Source organism: Vibrio sp. Scap24, assembly GCF_013394185.1.
GTDB lineage: Bacteria > Pseudomonadota > Gammaproteobacteria > Enterobacterales > Vibrionaceae > Vibrio > Vibrio pomeroyi.
Window position 1 is genome coordinate 143330 of record NZ_CP041333.1, and the last position, 17086, is coordinate 160415.

Consider the following 17086-nt stretch of genomic DNA (forward strand, 5'->3'; position numbering starts at 1 on the left):
CCCATCCTAGAATTTACAGTTATTGCGATTTCTCTTGTCAGAGGAGTCGCTTTTTTGTATTCGCCTCAGTGTTTATCTTTGCCTTTTCTCCAACCTACTTAGTTATCACTTCCTACACCTATTAACTCTATTCCTTAATGATAATCTTTTGGTTGCTCGGTTTACCACCGTGAATTTCAGGCACAAAAAAAGCCACATACAGTGGCTTTTTTGATTCAACAAAACCTTAGATTATAGGTCTTGGATGTTTTCAGCTTCTAGCTCTTGGAAGTAGCGTAGAGTCTTAACTTTAAGCTCTTGTTGAGCTGGCTCATCTGCAACGATGATAGCTTTACGGTGCATCTGTAGAGCTGTAACAGTCCACATGTGGTTTACAGAACCTTCGATAGCCATTTGAAGCGCTTGCGCTTTGTTGTGGCCTAGAGAAAGGATCATTACTTCTTCAGCGTCTAGAAGAGTAGCAACACCGATAGTTAGTGCGTATTTAGGAACTTGGTTGATGTCGCCATCGAAGAAACGAGAGTTCGCGATACGAGTGTCTTCAGTCAACGTTTTGATACGAGTGCGTGAAGATAGAGAAGAACCTGGTTCGTTGAATGCGATGTGACCGTCGATGCCTACGCCGCCCATGAATAGGTTGATTTTGCCGTAAGAACGGATTTTCTCTTCGTATGCTGCACAGTGAGCATCGATGTCTTCAGCTTGACCGTCTAGCAGGTTGATGTTTTCTGCTTGGATATCAACGTGGTTGAAGAAGTTCTCGTGCATGAATGTGCGGTAAGACTCTGGGTGGTTTGGTTCGATACCAACGTACTCATCCATGTTGAATGTTACAACGTGCTTGAAGCTAACTTCGCCAGCTTTGTAAAGTTCAATTAGCTCAGCGTAAGTAGTTAGAGGTGTGCTACCAGTAGGAAGACCTAGTACAAATGGACGCTCAGCAGTTGGAGCGAACTTGTTGATAGAATCTGCGATGTGACGAGCAGCCCATTTACCTACTTTAGCTTTGTTGCTTAATGGAATAAGTCTCATTGATTTTGCCCCTAGAAATTAAATTTTATAGTGTTCTGAAACATTAATTCGCATTATAAAATAAGTTATCGAGTTCCGCTATTGTTTTAGGTCAAGTTTTTGCTTTTTTCGTCGTATCTGTGACTAGAACTCTCAAAATTTCACAATGATTGTATGGATATTTGGTGGCGTTAAACAAGATTAATACGCTTGTCATATACAGGAATGTTGATTTGATTCAGTGCCTGAAAGGGTCTGTGCGTTTCTGTAGATTGACAAGCTTTGGCGCATTAAAGAACTTCAGCGTGCTCACGGGCTTTGAGAGTATAGTTGAGGCGTGAAAAATAATGATGGCAATGTGCCGCTATCGTGATAAAAGGAAGTTGTTAAGCGAGGTTAGATAAATTTGGTTGGGTTAGATACCCATCGGAATGGCTGGGTATAGATGTTGATTCACGCTATCGCTATGAATTATCTATAAATATTGGTAAAACCGAACAGGTTAGCTAAACTTACCTATTACGAAGAAAAAGCGAGCTTGAAGTGTAAACCTTGAAGGCAAAAAAAAGCCCAAAGTGATGAGGTATCACCTTGAGCGATTTTACTAATCTTCTAACACTAACTCACTTTCGTATTCTTCCCTAGGCACTTCGCCGCGTTTGCAGCCGTTTAGGGTATGAAAGCGACGGCGTCCACGAGCCAGTTGAATGTACTTCAACCAAACACGCTCTAACTTGGACTTTGCCTTATGAGGGTGAGACAACACTTTGATGAAGTGCTTTTCTTCTGCATTGGTTGGTGTTAATTCACCAGTCTCAAGTGCAAGCATAGTGTCACCAAACAAGGTTAGGATTTCCTCTTCTGACAGAGTAAAATCACCCGACTTAGCGAACCCTCGTGGGAATTTAATGGTGTCATAAAAACGTTTTTTTCCGTGACGGAATTCGGTCTCAGACATATCAGCCTCAGTAATGTGGTTAGATAGAAATTAGTGTTTATTGCTCACGCGAAAATATTGTTAAAAGGCTAAAATAGGAAACAAAACGTTTTTGCCTTTACGATAAACAATCCTAGATCGGCTAGTTAGCAGATTTATTACAGAGATGTATTTGATGGATGTGAAAGTATTTAGAACCTTTCTTGAGGTTGCAAGGGTGCGCCATTTTGGGCGTGCAGCTGAAAACTTGTATTTAACGCAAGCGGCGGTGAGTGCGCGAATCAAACAGCTCGAAGGCTATTTTGATACTCAACTCTTCATTCGTGACCGCAATAACATCAAGCTCACGTCTTCTGGTGAGCGTTTGATTGGTTATGCTGAAGTGATGGTGTCCACCTTACAACAAGCCAAATTTGAGCTGTCGTTGGAGAGTGGAAAAGCCTTACAGCTAACACTCGGCGGCACACCCAATATTTGGGATGCGTATTTGCAAAACTGTTTGAGCGTAGTGACCGACTCTTTTGGTGGTTATGGTTTCATGGCAGAGGTGATGGGGCGTGAGCAGCTGAACCGTAATTTGCTAGAGCGAACCTTAGACATGGCTTTCGCTTTCGATCAGATCAAAGCAGAAGAGCTGAACTGTAAAAAAGTCGCTGATCTGGTGTTGGTGTTGGTATCAACCCAGCAAGATGACTTGGAATCGGTGTTCCAACATAAATACGTTTATGTTGATTGGGGCACGCGCTTTGGTTCTGAACACGCAGAGCGTCACCCTAAAGTACCCGCGCCATACCTACGTACTTCAACCGCTCGTATTGCCCTCGATTTCATTTTAGAGAAAGGTGGCAGTGCGTATTTGCCAGTCTCTCTAGTCGAACCTTTTATCGATTCGGGCCAGCTACATAAGGTGAAAGGGGTGGAAGACTGGTATCGCCCAATTTACCTAAGCTACCGAAAAAGCAGTACCTCGGTGGATGCGATCATGCAGGTTGAGAAATTGGTTAACGAGATTGACCCATCGACCGCTTATACGTTGCAACAAGCCGCTGAGCAGACGCCAGAGTAATAGCACGCGCAGCCAGCAATATGCATGCTCTGTTGACGAGATAAAAAAATGGCACCTAACTAGTTAGGTGCCATTTTTGTTTTAAACCAGAGATGTACTTCTTTTCTGAATTAGAGATCGTTTCTAATTCCAATAAAATCGTTTAAGCCTGGTATACCTAGCCCTATTTAAAGGCTCTATAGTGTTAACACACTTATAGGTTCATTAGATTCTCAATAGACTCTTCGAGAGAGTGTGACATGTACGAATGGATTGTGTGGCCATCCGTTGCGTCAATTTCAATCTTAGAGATCCCGTTATCTGCTTTGCCTTCAAGAAAGCTCAGAGACTGTTCGACTGATTGACTGGTGAGAACCTGTTGGTTTGATAAAACAATACGACACGTGTGAAGAACCATAGCCTTTTCCTTTTTATATTCGATAGGTCTCTGCATCTTTGGCGTGCTAAGTACCTATCGTTGACGTTGTGAGAAGAATGCCTTCTCTAGGTTAAATTTAGTCGAATTGAATAAAATTAAAACCCTTTTTTGTGATTTATATAACCTTCGCTTCCGAAAGTGGCTAGCGACTCTGGTCGTTCACGGTAAACTTTTAGTTATCGGAGCCAAAATTATGGCAAATGGGAAGAACACATCATGTCGAAAAATATCCATCACAACAGTACCTTAACGAGTGAGCAGTGCCATTTAGCTCGATATGCGCGAGATGCTCGCTTTGATGGGATGTTTTTTACGGCGGTGAAAACGACTGGGATCTTCTGTCGTCCTATTTGCCCTGCGAGTCCACCTAAAGAAGAGAACGTGGAGTATTTTTCTCATCAAGCTCAGGCACTAAAGGCAGGTTATCGTCCTTGTTTGCGTTGCCGACCAGACAGCGCGCCTTTCTCTCCAGCATGGAAGGGCGTTGAAACTACTTTCTTGCGCGCCTTGCAGTTGATTGATAACGGCGCACTGAATGCGGGTTCAATCGTCGACCTTGCGAACCGTTTAGGCATTTCCGATCGTTACTTACGAACCTTATTCGACAATTACATCGGGGTGTCACCTAAGCAATATAGCCTGTATAGCCAATTGATGTTTGCTAAGCAGTTGCTGCACACCAGCAGCATGAGCATTACCGATGTCGGCTTTGCGAGTGGTTTTAATAGCACGCGCCGCTTTAATGATGCCTTTCTAAAAGAGCTGAAGCTTTCACCAAGTCAAATCCGACGCTCTAAGCCAAGTAATAACTTGAGTAATCATATTCAGCTGGCCTTTCATGGCCCGCTAGATTGGAACCACCTGTTGGCTTTCTACCGACGAAGAATGATCGAAGGCATAGAAGAAGTAGGTGAGGACTATTATCAGCGCTCGGTGAATGTGAACGGTTCAAAGGGCTGGTTCAAGGCCACTTTAGTCAAAGGTAACCGCTTGGATATTGAGTTTGAGTTAGACGATATCAATCAGCTAAGAAGCTTGATTGCGAATATCCGACGCATGTTTGACTTAGATGTCGACATTGCAAAGGTCGAAGCCTTCTTTACAACTATCGATCCTGACCTGGTCGCTAAAAGCGGCATTCGTATCCCTGGGGTGTGGAGTGCTTGGGAGGCCGGAGTAAGAGCGATTCTCGGGCAGCAAGTTTCGGTCACCGCAGCGATTGGTCAGCTAAATTTATTGGTTCGTGAGCTTTCTGATACAGATAAGAAGCCTTACTTCCCAACACCAAAACAGATCGCTGAGGCGGATGTGAGCTTTTTAAGAATGCCGGGAAGTCGCAAGGAAACCCTAAAGCGTTTTGCCGAGTACATGGTCGACAATGAAGCTGAGCATCCTTCTAAGTGGATTGAACTAAAAGGCATAGGTCCGTGGACGATTCAATACGCGCTGCTTCGGGGCTTGAGCGAACCTAATCATTTGCTAGTCGGTGATTTGGTGGTCAAGAAATTCATTGAGCATCGTCCTGCTATTAACGCACAAAGTGTGTCGCCGTGGGGCAGTTACGCCACATTCCATTGTTGGAATCAATCTTAATCGGAATACTAAGCTAGGAGATACTATGGCTAATCGTTTCACTTATTATGAGAGCCCGTTAGGCATCATTACCTTGCAAGCTAATGATCAAGGCTTGCTTGGCGCTTGGTTTGAAATCCATACCACGAAGCCAGAACAGTTGGGCGAACAAGACGATAACTTTCCGATCTTTGAATTGGTCACTGAACAACTTAATCGTTATTTTGCTGGTGAGGTCATTCAGTTTGATGTGCCGATCGCCGCCAAGGGAACGCCGTTTCAACAATCGGTTTGGCAAGCTCTCACTACCATCCCTTATGGAGAAACATGGAGCTACGCTCAACTGGCTGAAGCGATCGGCAACCCGAAAGCCGTGCGTGCGGTGGGCTTAGCCAATGGTAAAAATCCAGTGTCAGTGATTGTGCCGTGTCACCGCGTTATTGGTAAAAATGGCAAACTGACAGGGTATGCGGGCGGTGTAGAACGCAAACAGCGCTTGTTGGTTATTGAGGGAAGAGCAGAAGAATAAACCGTTATTCAATGGGAATGACGGGTTAAGTTGAGTATTAGTCGCTAGTGAGTGCTAGGAGTTCTGTAAGCGTTACTTTGCAATAAAAATGCGACTTTGCAATAAAATCGTCACTTTGTGGAAAATACCTATTTGGTTGCATATCCTTTAACCATGTTCTCTAGGCAAGGATGCCCAAATGAATAGCCATCACTTTCTGATAATTGGCTGCAGTAGCGTGCTATTGCTGACGGGTTGTTTAACCGATACCAGTCGCCCCTTCGAAGTCCCACAACTTGTCTTGTTCAAGGGCATGTATGAGAATGCCGATAATGACAGCTATCTGCTTTTTGAATCGGGACAAGTGACCTATCAAACCACGGATAACACAGTTACACGCAGTTATAGCGTCGACGATGACTTGATTATCATTGAGCTGAACTCAGGAAGTAGCAGAACGGATTCAGATTTGGTGATGCGAATTCAGCATCAAGGTGAAGTGCTTACATGCAATACGTGTCCAGCGATGCAATTGAGCAATGTCTGGACACGAATTGAGAAGCCGAACAAAGGTTCATCGAATTAGAAAAGAGCACCATTCAGCCATAGGTGAGCGGCGATACTGACCGCGTAGCCAATCATGATCACTGGCATCCACTTCAAGTGACCAAAGAAGGTGTATTTACCATGCGCCGCGCCCATTAATGCCACACCAGCGGCACTACCAATCGACAATAAACTACCGCCGACACCTGCCGTTAAGGTAATCAATAACCAGTTGCCGATCGACATTTGTGGTTCCATGGATAGCACAGCAAACATCACCGGAATGTTATCGACAATTGCAGACAAGATCCCAACCATGATGTTCGCCCAAATTGGATCCCATTGGCTATACATCACGCCAGAGGCCAGCTCTAAATACCCAAGCAAGCTCAAACCACCGACACACATGACAACTCCGTAGAAGAATAGCAATGTGTCCCACTCGGCATGTGAGACTCTGCGAAACACATCAAAAGGCACCACCGAGCCGAGTCGCTTCAGGGCACCTTCATCGTTATTGGCAATCGCCACCGCTTTTTTCTTCGCTAAAGAATTAGGTAGAGTTTTACGCAAGAAATAGCCAAAGAATTGTAGATAGGCGAGGCCCATCATCATGCCCATGACTGGCGGGAAATGGAGTGCAGCATGGAAAGCAACCGCGGTCGCAATCGTCATGATGAAGAAGAACACGATGCGTCTTGCGCCACGCTTGAGTTCGACATGTTGATGCACGGTGTCGGGCTGAGTTGTGGGAACAAAATACGACATGATTAAGGCTGGTACCAAATAGTTCATCACCGATGGAATGAACAACGGAAGGAACTCAGTAAAGCTCACGTAACCTGCCTGCCACACCATCAGCGTTGTGATGTCGCCGAACGGGCTGAATGCCCCGCCAGCGTTGGCGGCAATCACTATATTCACACAAGCAAGGTTGACGAATTTTGGGTTGGAACCCGCGACCTTGAGAACCACAGCACACATCAAAAGAGCCGTGGTGAGGTTGTCTGCAATAGGGGAGATAAAGAACGCCAGAATACCGGTTAACCAGAACAGTGAACGGAAGTTAAAGCCTTTGCCGACCATCCACGCTTGTAGGGCATCAAACAATCTTCTCTCTTCCATGGCGCTGATGTAGGTCATGGCCACGAGTAGGAAAAGTAGCAGCTCGGCGTATTCCAATAGGTTGTGTTCGAGAGCTTGCTTAGCTACTTCAACAAGGTTGTGTTCTTGGTAGGTGAAACCAATGATGATCCAGATGAGACCTGCAGCGAGCAGCACAGGCTTGGATTTTCGGAGCTTAAGGTATTCTTCCATCATCACGACTATGTAAGCGATGACGAAAATGGTCAGTGATAGATAGCCAGCAAAGGAGCTGGTGAGCTTGAGAGGTTCTCCTAACGGCGATGTGGCAGCGCCCGCTACTGTAGAAAAGAAAAACAAAGAGAGAACAGCAGAAAGCTGGATACCTAACATGGATTACGCTCCGAAGTTAATAAGTCATTAACACGGGTAAAAGCGTAGACCTAAATAACCATGTGGGGTGTGATAGATATCTTAATAATTCAACAGATTATGGTGGAGAAAGTAGATTAATTGGGAAACCGTAGATTGGGTCGAAAAGTACAGAAGGGAGTGAAAATTATCGATCATAGGAAAATAGAGGTTAGGTGAAAAAGCCCTACCGAACTCGGTGCCGATAGAGCTTATTCGACATTGCCAATATTATGCAGCATCGAGCTCAAACGTCATTGTTTGCTCTGCAGCACATACTTCAACAGGCCAGCCGTAGGATTGGTATTCCAACGCAAGTTTGTCCGCTACTACGCGAGATACCGTTGCAGTGATCCACATGCCTTTGCCCATTACTTGATATTTAAGTGTTCTCATTTCCATAGTAGTCACCGTTCTCCTTCTATATTGGCAGCGCGAAGTCTATAGCACCTCTAATGGGTGAAATTTCGAATCAAGCTCAAATCCTTTATAAAATGGCTCATCGCATTAGCTCGGCTCAAAACTCAATTAACGAGAGGCAAACGGTTGCATTTTGGAAGCGAAATCACGCTTTAAGTATTTGTATTATAATAAAAATAGTTTTCATTGCTGAAATCTATGTAAGAGATCTCTCACATAATTATCAGAGATCGGACTGTGGATAGGTTTTTCTCTTGAAGCCTGATTTGTGTGTCGATTTTGTGTGTTTTCGGTTGCGCTGTTGAAGCGGATTATGATTAGTTTTGTATTTGAAATATGAGGATTTTGTCAGTATGTATTTCTATATCTAAACCATAATCACAGTTTTATATGTTGTTGATGTTCTTTCATTCAAACTTATACGCTATTTGATTTTGGTCATTAACCTTTTGCTCATTAGTTTGCACTATCTATACGTGTTCTGTTCCACATAAACGAGATGTATAGAGGTCCTTATGACTAATCCAACCAAAACCGATCGTAAAGTCACGATCGGCAGTTACATCGCACTCGCCTTTGCGATTGTGTTCTTCTCCGGCTTAATGCAGTCGAATGAATGGTATGGCGTGTTCGATTTTACAACGCTCAACGGTTCATTCGGTAAGGTCGCTTACGATGTGAGTGAAACGGCCGATGGCATCCAAGCGGCGACCACCTCTCTGCGTGGTAAAGGCGGTAGTGGTGCTCGCGACGGTTTCATTTTTGCTTTGACACTTATTCCGACCGTGATGTTTGCACTGGGTATGATCAACGTACTTGAGCACTATGGTGCGCTGGATGCGGCTCGCAAACTGCTTACTCCTCTACTTCGCCCTCTAATGGGTATTCCGGGTAACTCTGGCTTGGCATTGATCGCTTCTCTGCAAAGTACCGATGCGGGTGCAGCGATGACGCGTCAGCTAAAAGACGAAGGGCATCTAACTAAGCGTGAAACCGATGTCTTTACCATGTTCCAGTTCACGGCGGGTGCCGCGATCGTTAACTTCTTCTCGTCGGGTGCCGTGTTGTTCACTCTAACTGCGATGGATGGCTCTTTGGCGGTAACCTCGTCAATTGGTCTTGCTGTAGCGGTGATGTTCATCTTCAAGTTTGTCGGTGCAAACCTATTCCGCATTTACCTCAACATTACTGAAGGCAAAGAAGACAAACCAAAATCAGACAAAGAGCAAAAACTGGAAGAGGAAGTAGCATAATGAGCGAAGTTAAAGCAAAGAAACCTATGGTTACTGATATTTTCGTTGAAGGTGCTAAGAAAGGCTGGGTTATTGCGACCACCTCGACTGTGCCAAATGTTCTGATGGCGTTTGTGATTATCAAGGCATTGCAGATTACGGGCGCATTGGATCTGATGGGCAGCGTGTTTGCTCCAATCATGGCAGTATTTGGTTTACCAGGTGAAGCTGCAGCGGTATTGATTGGCGCGTGGATGTCGATGGGTGGTGCAGTAGGTGTGGTTATCACGCTGTTTGACCAAGGTATCTTGAACGGCAACCATATTGCTATTTTGGCACCAGCTATCTACCTGATGGGTTCTCAGGTGCAATACATGGGCCGTATCATGGGACCAATCGGAACTGAAGGTCGTTACATCCCAGTGATGATCGCGATTTCAGTACTGAACGCTTTTGGCGCGATGTTCTTGATGAACATCATTCTGTAGTCTGACTTCTGAATCTTTATAAGCTTTAGAAAAAGGAAAACCCGTTTGGTTTTCACCAAACGGGTTCTGTTCTTTTTCGTAGCCATCCTGCTACTGACGTTGTTACTTATTTTTCAATAAGGTAACGCATGCTCCCTGCATCGTTCCTTGACTTGGCTAAATCCTTTAACCTATCCAATTCATCGCCGTCCTAGCGGTGTCCTTACTAACTCATCATCCTGACAAGTGACTCTATCCTAGAGCATAACTTCCTTGCTGATAACTCATCCTAAGTCATCAAATCTTCATCCTGATGATACCTAATCCGTTAGGCTTTTTCCTGTTCCTGCCAACTCCCTGTCGACATGTGTATTAAACCCTCTAAGGGCTTTGGTCGCAATTCACCTGGGTAAATAAATATCCTCGCTAACCAAAAGAATTATGCGTGGATTCATACAAAACAAGGGCTTGGGTTTGTATTTTAGGAATTTTCTGCGAAGCTTGATTGTGATCTCTTACGTTCGATGTGAGAGATCTCTTACAAGTGTTCGGGCGTGAATATCCTCCGATGTTGACCTCAGCCGTTAATTGGCAGGTGAAACACACCCAACAAACTCCAAGTAATAGGAAAATATGATGGTAACAGCACTTTACGCAGCCTTGCTGACGGTCGTAATGATTTGGTTAGCGATTGAAGTTATTAAGCAGAGGCGAATCAATCTTGTTGCTCATGCCGATGGCGGTGTTGAGTCGTTGCAGATAGCACGCTCAGCACAAAGTAACGCAATGGATTACATCCCAATCACGGTTATCTTGATGGGATTGTTAGAGATGAATGGTGCCGATGTATGGCTTATTCATGTACTGGGTGTGGCGTTTATTCTAGGGCGAGTGATTCATGCAAAAGGCATTTTGGCAAAGAACTTCAAAGGTCGAAAAGTGGGCATGGTGCTAACGCTTATCTGCATGATCTCTTTGATTGTCCTAAACTTAGTTTACCTACCTTTTGATAAAATGTTCTAGGGAGCATTATGGCATTGCGCCTTCCTCCTGCTTGGGCGATTGTTCTTGCAGGTCTCATACTCAACGTCATGGCGATTGTCATGTCGAGCTTGGTGCTCGATAAAATTGAAGCTGAGAAAGCGGAATACAACGATCGCAAATACGGCAATGTGTACTCGATACAATTGGCTTGGAACACGATCGAAACCCTAGAGCGCAAGCGTGAAGCGATTCTGATTCACCTTGATAAACTGTCAACAGAAGCGCCTCAGCCTGCCACTGTGCTCAATGAAGCTCTGCGTGGGCAGCTCAGACGTTGGGTGAGTGACGAGGTGCCGACGATCTCTTTGGATAACTTACCTAAGCTGATGACGCTGATAAACAGCGCCCAAGAATCGCAGCGAACACGAATCGATGATTACTATTTGGATAACCTGACCTTGGTTGAGTTGATCCAGAGGCTCGATGAGAAAATGGCTTTCTACAAGAACATCGCCTTGTTTCTGCAGGTGTTTGGCTTGGCACTTATCTTAGCTCGAGACCTCGCAAGAAGACCTTAACTACAGACCTTAATGGTTTTATCTTTCCATTATCGGTATCTGTATCGTTAGCGAGACTCGCTTGGCAGGTTTGGATGCTGTTGGCCTTGGTACTTTGGTAACTGTTCTTTCAGTCCCTTAAACGTGCTCAGCGCACTGCCTATCGATAACTTATTCATTAACCAATTTGGCAAGATGCCGCCCGCGTTCGCATAAGCGGTATAGGTGATGTAACTGTTGCCATTAGTGAGCGGTTGCAGCGTCCAAAGTGCATCCACATCGTAGATTCGAATGTATCCCGACTCTTTCGCCAAATAGTTGGAGGCGTCCTTAATCTCTAATACAAACTGACCATCTTCAACACGGTATTTCGAGTAGGTCACCATGTCTCTATCTCGGGCTGGCCATGGCGCTTTGAATTGGGTATAGACGATGTTTTCCGCATCAGAGATCTGCATCAACACGCGACTTTCCGCTACATTATCTATCCAATTCGGCACGTTCTCACTGTCTTCCAATAACAGTAAAAAGCCAGAGTAAGTAGTGGGCGTTTGCATCTGGGTTCGTATTTCGACCAAGCCTTCACTGTGTGGTTTTTTATGGATGACGATGCCGTCTTCACTTTTGACGAACTGCCATGGGGCAGCATAAATACTCGTTGATAACGCGTAGAGCCCGAGTACCAAAATCCTAGGTAATATCATTATTCTTCCATGAAAAGAAAAGCTTATCTGTTAGGAGTATAGAACAAGAGTGGTTTTGATTCGCGCTGAGATGAGTTGGATTGTTATGGTAAGTGGTCGAGGCAGGGGTTTGCTGCGGTCATACGTTGGATAAGAAAAAGGTCGTGGATCTTAGCGATCCACGACCCTAAATGTAGCGGTCTAGATTATTGCCCCAAACACGCTTCCCCAAGTCGAGCTGGGGCAATCTTATCAAGAACTACATTTAATTCTTTCCAATCACTGGCCATTTTATCGGCCTGATCTTGGGTTAAAACAGCGCCATACTGTTTCATGCGATCATGTTCCACCTTGGTGTAGTGGAAAATATTGATGTCTATGGAAGAGTCATCTTTGTAGGCTTCTTCCATGTTGACGATGTTCTTTTTACTGTCATCGATGAAGACAACGCTGCTAAAGCTTTGACCGGTTTTATCAAGGATGTAGTCGAGCATTGTCCCTTTGTTCATTCCAGTCGTCATCATGATGCCGTTAATGTAGCTCAGAGGACGTTTAGGGTTGTCGATATAAATCGGTAATTCGTCTGAGCCTTTTTCTTTCAGTGCAGTACGCGTCATATCGTATTGGTTACGAGCCATTTCGCGTTCGGTCGCATAGCGGTAGTTTGGCGAGCGTGAAGTGAGAGCCATTACTGTAAGCCCTTTATCTTGCCAGCCGCTTACTGTGTTTGGCACATCGTCTTCAATAATTTTCATTGGAACGAGTTCGTAAAGCAGTCCGATAGAATCTTGGAAAAGACATTTGACTTTGTCTTCTGCTGATGGCTTCACATCCAGTTTGCCTCGCTGCCACTGATACCAAATGTCACCACCAATATCGCTCGTTGATGTCAGAAGCGTATTATCGATATCAATAACGATCAGCGGTTTTTCGCCTTTCTCTGTCAGTTGGCTGACTTTATCTGCCACATCTTGGAATTTGTCCGTTTCCTTAACGGTGACGTCGGCAAATGCATTACCGGCCAGAGCAAGAGCGCACAGCGCCGCTAACTTGTGTAGTTTCATCATAATTTCCTTTGACTCAAGATTGACCTCTGAAACGCTTACGAAAATACCATCGAAAGTAGAGGGGTTGAAATGTTATAACATAACAAATGTGTATGGTTAGATTATCAATAAGTGACCCACTTAAAATGTTGTGTAGATCACATAGACAAGGGCTAGTGATAGCTTTGAGTAAGGAAAATCAATGTTTTATGTACGCAAGCAATTAACCAATAGAAATGGTTAACAAGGACGCATTGAGAAACGGAAGACAGAAGGTCTTCCGTTTTTGTTACTGGGCAATGGATAAACGTTGAATGCTAGAACTTAGAACTTAGAACTTAGAACTTAGAACCTAGAGCTTATAGGCTTCGACGGTTTTTATAGTGGTCCAATTGCTGTTGGCGTCTTGGATGAATTCTTGTGTGTTCTCCAACCAACGCTTTTGAACCGACTTGTCTAAGTTTAGGTACAACTTTCCATCTTCTACTTTCCAAGCTAGAGGGTCAGTCTCAAATTTCTTACCCATTGCCACACCAAAGGCGCAGTAACCACCATATTGAGGCGCATAGGATTGTGGGTCTTCGCGGAATTGGTCTCGGTTTTCACTGCTCACAAATTGATAAATGGCGTTTTTGTACGTGGCTGTGAATTCAGGTGTGCCTTTCACTGGCCCTTTATTGTCGAAGTAAGCCACTGGGTCATAGCCTTTAATCGCGAGGTCGTTGCTGTCGACGCTCATATCAAGGTCTGCGGCCATTAAAGAAAAGCTAGTTCCAAGTAGTGCGGCCAATAGCGTGATTTTTTGACTGGTCGATTTCATGTGTGACATATCAAGTTCCTTGTCAGTGTTAGTTATCTTGTTTGAAGTAATTTAGCCCACTCGTCCGGTCTATAAAGGGACAAAAGAACTAAAAAGTAAGCGAATCGTTCGGAGGATGCATGGATCTGCTGTCACAACTAATGGAACACTTCTCGATACGCACTGGCGTTTTCTATTCTGGGAACCTGTGTGGAGTGTCGTCGTTTAACGCGCAACAAGGCAAAGAGGGGCATCTTCACGTATTGAGTGCCGGTGAGTTGACTCTGTCGAGTTCGAATACAGGACACAGGAAGCTCTCCCAGCCTTGTATCGTCTATTTACCCAATAGTACACCACACGCGATTGAAGGGGTTGGAGACGGTGCAGAAGTTGTGTGTGCGAGTGTGGAATACCGTTCAGGGCAAATGAATCCGTTGTTGTCTGCACTTCCAGACGTGATCGTGATTCCTTTTGAAGACGCGCCTAACCTAATGCCGGTGATTGAGGTGCTGTTTCGAGAATCGAACCAAGAGTCATCAGGTCAGCAATATCTAATGGATAAATTGAGTGACGCGCTAATGGCTTTGATTTTCCGCCATCTCATTGAACAACAGCAAATCGATAAAGGCGTATTCTCTGCGCTGGCTCATCCGCGACTTGCTCCGGTAGTTACTGCGATTCACCTAATGCCTGCTCGACACTTTTCGATAGCTCAAATGGCTTCATTGGCGGCGATGTCTCGAACTCAATTTATCGAGGCGTTCAAGCGTGAGGTGGGTGAAACTCCGGGTGATTATGTGCAAAAGTGGCGTGTGTCTGTGGCTCAGTCTTTGCTGTTACAAAATAAGCCAATCAATTGGGTGGCAGATGAAGTGGGGTACAACAGTTATTCTGGATTCTCGCGTGCTTTTCAGCATGTAGCGGGAATGTCGCCACGTTTATGGCTAAAGCAAAATATGTCGTAAAGCGCTGGCAACCCTACCTGCAATATGGCTATTGGCATGAGACTGGCCTATGTTTATCGGAAATTGAGCGTAGTTTGTTCATTTCTCGAATGACTGTGTAAAAAGGTGGACTTTATAAGCTCGTTGTAACATCCTGCCCGTCCTATTTTATCAGACATCAATGAGACGAAGTGCCTGCTGAACATTATTCAGCCTCCCGTATCTCATTAAAGCACTAAGGAGTTCCACTTGAACCTATTTGTAAGAGACCTTACCGTTATCGATTCTTCATACATCTGTGAACACAGAGGGGTCGTAGGAGATAGTTGGATTTTAGATGTCACCATGTCTGGTGAACTGAACGAAATGAGCATGGTTCTGGACTTTAGCCGAGTCAAAAAGCAAATCAAACAGCTGGTTGATCAACATGTTGACCACCGCTTACTGCTGCCAATGAAAAACGCTGCAATCGTACATCAAGCAAGCAAAGCGGGTTACTCTAAGGTAGATGTGCTGCGTGGTGACAAGAGCCTGCATCTGCACTGCCCTAATGAAGCCTACTGCCTAATTGATGCTGAAGCGATCACCATCGAGAGTGTGACCGCACACGTTTATGATATTCTTCGTGACAACCTTCCAAGTAACGTCACAGGGTTAGAGATTACCCTTCGCCATGAAAACATTAATGGCGCGTTCTACCACTATACTCATGGCTTGAAAAAGCACGATGGTAACTGCCAGCGCATCGCTCATGGTCACCGTTCTCCTGTCGAAATTTTGGTTGATGGTCAGCGAGATGAACAACGTGAGCTAGCGTTTGCTAAGCGCTGGGAAGACATCTACCTAGGGTCTAAAGAAGACCAAGTTTCGGTTTCATCACTTAACCTGAGTGAACAAGCGAACAGCGTTAACGATGAAAGCCACTATGGTTTCCGCTACACGGCGCCACAAGGTGAGTTTGAGTTAGCGATTGCGAAGAGCGAAACGGAAATCTTACCAACCGATACCACGGTGGAATTGCTGGCAGGTTATATCGCGGATCAAGTTGCCCCAAGCTTGGCAGAAAACCAATCATTACAAATCGTGGCTTATGAAGGGGTAGGTAAAGGCGCGATGGCGTTCTTATAACACCTCACGAGTGAGATAGTCTCAGCTCCAATATGATGAAATAAAGGCAAGATATTAAGTTATCTTGCCTTTCTTTTGTGTGGCTGTTTAAAATTGATTTAGCTGATGATGTTAGGCACAAACACTAACGAAGCAGCATGTGTCGTAGTGGCGTTTTTTCGATACCCGCAACCAACATAAAGCTCAGGATAAAGGTGCCGAAGAAGACGGTAACGTCTTTAGCTAGTTCCGTAATACCCAAGACTCCGCAAACATTGAACAGCACGATAATGATCAGCAAATGGCAAACGTAGATACCTAGCATGCGGTTCGAGATAGCACGAACCCACGCGTAATCACCGATGTTTGGATTAGCCAAAAGCCACATAAACACGCCCATTCCCCATAGTGCCGTACCAAACAAGAAATCATTCATATTGAATCCGACGTCGAACGTGGTTAACCATGCCGCCTCAGTAAAGTGAATCAACATGCCTAACGCTAATAATACCAACGCTTTAGTTGATGACACTTTCCATTGATTCTGACGAATCAGGAAGCCCAAGGTCACCATTAATGTGCTAAAGAACGGGCCGTTACGCGTGAAAAATGGAGCGCTCAGATCGGTCAAGCTTGCGTAGCTGCCCGCTAAAACACCATAGACGTAAAGTACAATCGCCGTTGGTAATAGCAGTTTGTCGAGTTTCATTTCGACCATTAGAGCGATGATCAAAACGGCACATACGAGAGCGGGAATAAACCATAAATGAACCAACCCACCCTCTAAGAAAGAGTTGAGCGGGGTGTTCATTAAAAAGCCCCAATAGCCTTGGCGTTCGCCTAAGTAGCCGAACTCTTCCACCTTCGCGAGGTTGAATGGCATGACCAAGCAAATGATGCTCCAAACCACCCAAACCTTGAGGAGTGGTTTAGAGTAGTTGACCACGGTTGTCCAAGGTGACGCAGAGAGCTTAGGTTGAATCAGATAACCTGAGATAAGAAAGAAAAGAGGCACAGCGAAGCGAGCGGTTTGGTTAAGCACATAGCCAATCCAAGGCACTTCATCGATTTGCCAATAAGTAAGTGCCATTTGGCCATGTAAGCCAATGATCGCCAAGATAGCAATCACTCGACCCAACTCAATACTGGCAATGCGTTGTGAAGGCGTATGTTGAACGGAAGACATATCAGATCTCTAAGAAAATTTTCGTAGAATCTAACAGCCTTTTTATTGAATCAGTTAGCGCTAAATCAAGGGTTGCGAGCTTTGTATTATGGCTTGTATTGATTCTTTG

The 17086-nt window shown here is 44.8% G+C and carries 19 protein-coding genes; 10 read left to right on the top strand and 9 right to left on the bottom strand.

The window, feature by feature from the left end:
• Positions 1–231 precede the first annotated feature (231 nt).
• Positions 232–1032 (bottom strand): glucosamine-6-phosphate deaminase, encoded by an 801-nt coding sequence (nagB, locus tag FLM53_RS16265; protein WP_132969293.1) that lies wholly within the window; start codon positions 1030–1032, stop codon positions 232–234.
• Between the two features lie 583 nt (positions 1033–1615).
• A complete protein-coding gene (locus tag FLM53_RS16270; RefSeq protein WP_010432477.1) occupies positions 1616–1969 on the bottom strand; it encodes a DUF413 domain-containing protein in 354 nt (117 codons plus the stop codon).
• Positions 1970–2123: 154 nt separating this feature from the next.
• Here FLM53_RS16270 and FLM53_RS16275 point away from each other — a divergent pair, with 154 nt between their 5' ends.
• Positions 2124–3014, top strand: coding sequence for a LysR family transcriptional regulator (locus FLM53_RS16275; RefSeq protein WP_017630336.1), 891 nt, complete (start codon positions 2124–2126; stop codon positions 3012–3014).
• Between the two features lie 193 nt (positions 3015–3207).
• On the opposite strand, the gene FLM53_RS16280 is transcribed toward FLM53_RS16275, so the two are convergent.
• Positions 3208–3411 (bottom strand): hypothetical protein, encoded by a 204-nt coding sequence (locus FLM53_RS16280; protein WP_017630337.1) that lies wholly within the window; start codon positions 3409–3411, stop codon positions 3208–3210.
• Between the two features lie 237 nt (positions 3412–3648).
• Here FLM53_RS16280 and FLM53_RS16285 point away from each other — a divergent pair, with 237 nt between their 5' ends.
• The 3 genes from FLM53_RS16285 (at position 3649) to FLM53_RS16295 (ending at position 6098) form a co-directional block, all read left to right on the top strand.
• The gene (locus FLM53_RS16285; protein WP_176679005.1) at positions 3649–5025 is read left to right on the top strand and encodes an AlkA N-terminal domain-containing protein; all 1377 of its coding nucleotides are present in this window, start codon (positions 3649–3651) and stop codon (positions 5023–5025) included.
• Positions 5026–5050: 25 nt separating this feature from the next.
• The gene (locus FLM53_RS16290) at positions 5051–5533 is read left to right on the top strand and encodes a methylated-DNA--[protein]-cysteine S-methyltransferase (RefSeq protein ID WP_176679004.1); all 483 of its coding nucleotides are present in this window, start codon (positions 5051–5053) and stop codon (positions 5531–5533) included.
• Between the two features lie 178 nt (positions 5534–5711).
• On the top strand, positions 5712–6098 hold the full coding sequence (locus FLM53_RS16295) for a hypothetical protein (protein ID WP_176679003.1): 387 nt from the start codon (positions 5712–5714) through the stop codon (positions 6096–6098).
• Here FLM53_RS16295 and nhaD read toward each other — a convergent pair.
• On the bottom strand, positions 6095–7534 hold the full coding sequence (gene nhaD, locus FLM53_RS16300; RefSeq protein ID WP_176679002.1) for a sodium:proton antiporter NhaD: 1440 nt from the start codon (positions 7532–7534) through the stop codon (positions 6095–6097). The genes FLM53_RS16295 and nhaD overlap by 4 nt on opposite strands.
• Before the next feature lie 249 nt (positions 7535–7783).
• The gene (locus FLM53_RS16305) at positions 7784–7954 is read right to left on the bottom strand and encodes a hypothetical protein (RefSeq protein WP_176679001.1); all 171 of its coding nucleotides are present in this window, start codon (positions 7952–7954) and stop codon (positions 7784–7786) included.
• Positions 7955–8487: 533 nt separating this feature from the next.
• On the opposite strand from FLM53_RS16305, the gene FLM53_RS16310 reads away from it, so the two are divergent.
• The 4 genes from FLM53_RS16310 to FLM53_RS16325 all read left to right on the top strand — a co-directional run bounded on the left by FLM53_RS16310 (position 8488) and on the right by FLM53_RS16325 (position 11233).
• Positions 8488–9225: a nucleoside recognition domain-containing protein gene (locus tag FLM53_RS16310; protein ID WP_048610036.1), complete on the top strand. Its 738-nt coding sequence runs from the start codon at positions 8488–8490 to the stop codon at positions 9223–9225.
• Positions 9225–9692, top strand: coding sequence for a YjiG family protein (locus tag FLM53_RS16315; protein ID WP_004737023.1), 468 nt, complete (start codon positions 9225–9227; stop codon positions 9690–9692). Before FLM53_RS16310 ends, FLM53_RS16315 begins: the two co-directional genes overlap by 1 nt.
• A 615-nt stretch (positions 9693–10307) precedes the next feature.
• Positions 10308–10694: an MAPEG family protein gene (locus FLM53_RS16320; protein WP_176679000.1), complete on the top strand. Its 387-nt coding sequence runs from the start codon at positions 10308–10310 to the stop codon at positions 10692–10694.
• 8 nt (positions 10695–10702) lie between these two features.
• The gene (locus FLM53_RS16325; protein WP_176678999.1) at positions 10703–11233 is read left to right on the top strand and encodes a DNA mismatch repair protein; all 531 of its coding nucleotides are present in this window, start codon (positions 10703–10705) and stop codon (positions 11231–11233) included.
• Between the two features lie 47 nt (positions 11234–11280).
• Here FLM53_RS16325 and FLM53_RS16330 read toward each other — a convergent pair whose 3' ends face one another.
• The 3 genes from FLM53_RS16330 to FLM53_RS16340 form a co-directional block, all read right to left on the bottom strand.
• Positions 11281–11916: an START domain-containing protein gene (locus FLM53_RS16330; protein WP_176678998.1), complete on the bottom strand. Its 636-nt coding sequence runs from the start codon at positions 11914–11916 to the stop codon at positions 11281–11283.
• Between the two features lie 185 nt (positions 11917–12101).
• Entirely contained in the window at positions 12102–12959 is an 858-nt protein-coding gene (locus tag FLM53_RS16335; RefSeq protein ID WP_176678997.1) for a DUF2608 domain-containing protein, read from the bottom strand.
• A gap of 334 nt (positions 12960–13293) precedes the next feature.
• Complete coding sequence (locus FLM53_RS16340; RefSeq protein WP_176678996.1) at positions 13294–13770, bottom strand: YHS domain-containing (seleno)protein; 477 nt, start codon at positions 13768–13770, stop codon at positions 13294–13296.
• Between the two features lie 110 nt (positions 13771–13880).
• Between FLM53_RS16340 and FLM53_RS16345 the strand changes: the two genes are divergently transcribed.
• Both FLM53_RS16345 and FLM53_RS16350 read left to right on the top strand, forming a co-directional pair.
• On the top strand, positions 13881–14705 hold the full coding sequence (locus FLM53_RS16345; RefSeq protein WP_176678995.1) for an AraC family transcriptional regulator: 825 nt from the start codon (positions 13881–13883) through the stop codon (positions 14703–14705).
• Between the two features lie 228 nt (positions 14706–14933).
• On the top strand, positions 14934–15812 hold the full coding sequence (locus FLM53_RS16350; protein ID WP_176678994.1) for a 6-carboxytetrahydropterin synthase: 879 nt from the start codon (positions 14934–14936) through the stop codon (positions 15810–15812).
• A 124-nt stretch (positions 15813–15936) separates the two neighbouring features.
• Here FLM53_RS16350 and FLM53_RS16355 read toward each other — a convergent pair whose 3' ends face one another.
• Complete coding sequence (locus FLM53_RS16355; RefSeq protein WP_176678993.1) at positions 15937–16977, bottom strand: acyltransferase; 1041 nt, start codon at positions 16975–16977, stop codon at positions 15937–15939.
• Positions 16978–17086: the final 109 nt, after the last annotated feature.

Coding starts and splice junctions, on each gene's coding strand:
- nagB (WP_132969293.1), bottom strand. CDS start 1,032: ATGAGACTTATTCCATTAAGCAACAAAGCTAAAGTAGGTAAATGGGCT.
- FLM53_RS16270 (WP_010432477.1), bottom strand. CDS start 1,969: ATGTCTGAGACCGAATTCCGTCACGGAAAAAAACGTTTTTATGACACC.
- FLM53_RS16275 (WP_017630336.1), top strand. CDS start 2,124: ATGGATGTGAAAGTATTTAGAACCTTTCTTGAGGTTGCAAGGGTGCGC.
- FLM53_RS16280 (WP_017630337.1), bottom strand. CDS start 3,411: ATGGTTCTTCACACGTGTCGTATTGTTTTATCAAACCAACAGGTTCTC.
- FLM53_RS16285 (WP_176679005.1), top strand. CDS start 3,649: ATGTCGAAAAATATCCATCACAACAGTACCTTAACGAGTGAGCAGTGC.
- FLM53_RS16290 (WP_176679004.1), top strand. CDS start 5,051: ATGGCTAATCGTTTCACTTATTATGAGAGCCCGTTAGGCATCATTACC.
- FLM53_RS16295 (WP_176679003.1), top strand. CDS start 5,712: ATGAATAGCCATCACTTTCTGATAATTGGCTGCAGTAGCGTGCTATTG.
- nhaD (WP_176679002.1), bottom strand. CDS start 7,534: ATGTTAGGTATCCAGCTTTCTGCTGTTCTCTCTTTGTTTTTCTTTTCT.
- FLM53_RS16305 (WP_176679001.1), bottom strand. CDS start 7,954: ATGGAAATGAGAACACTTAAATATCAAGTAATGGGCAAAGGCATGTGG.
- FLM53_RS16310 (WP_048610036.1), top strand. CDS start 8,488: ATGACTAATCCAACCAAAACCGATCGTAAAGTCACGATCGGCAGTTAC.
- FLM53_RS16315 (WP_004737023.1), top strand. CDS start 9,225: ATGAGCGAAGTTAAAGCAAAGAAACCTATGGTTACTGATATTTTCGTT.
- FLM53_RS16320 (WP_176679000.1), top strand. CDS start 10,308: ATGGTAACAGCACTTTACGCAGCCTTGCTGACGGTCGTAATGATTTGG.
- FLM53_RS16325 (WP_176678999.1), top strand. CDS start 10,703: ATGGCATTGCGCCTTCCTCCTGCTTGGGCGATTGTTCTTGCAGGTCTC.
- FLM53_RS16330 (WP_176678998.1), bottom strand. CDS start 11,916: ATGATATTACCTAGGATTTTGGTACTCGGGCTCTACGCGTTATCAACG.
- FLM53_RS16335 (WP_176678997.1), bottom strand. CDS start 12,959: ATGAAACTACACAAGTTAGCGGCGCTGTGCGCTCTTGCTCTGGCCGGT.
- FLM53_RS16340 (WP_176678996.1), bottom strand. CDS start 13,770: ATGTCACACATGAAATCGACCAGTCAAAAAATCACGCTATTGGCCGCA.
- FLM53_RS16345 (WP_176678995.1), top strand. CDS start 13,881: ATGGATCTGCTGTCACAACTAATGGAACACTTCTCGATACGCACTGGC.
- FLM53_RS16355 (WP_176678993.1), bottom strand. CDS start 16,977: ATGTCTTCCGTTCAACATACGCCTTCACAACGCATTGCCAGTATTGAG.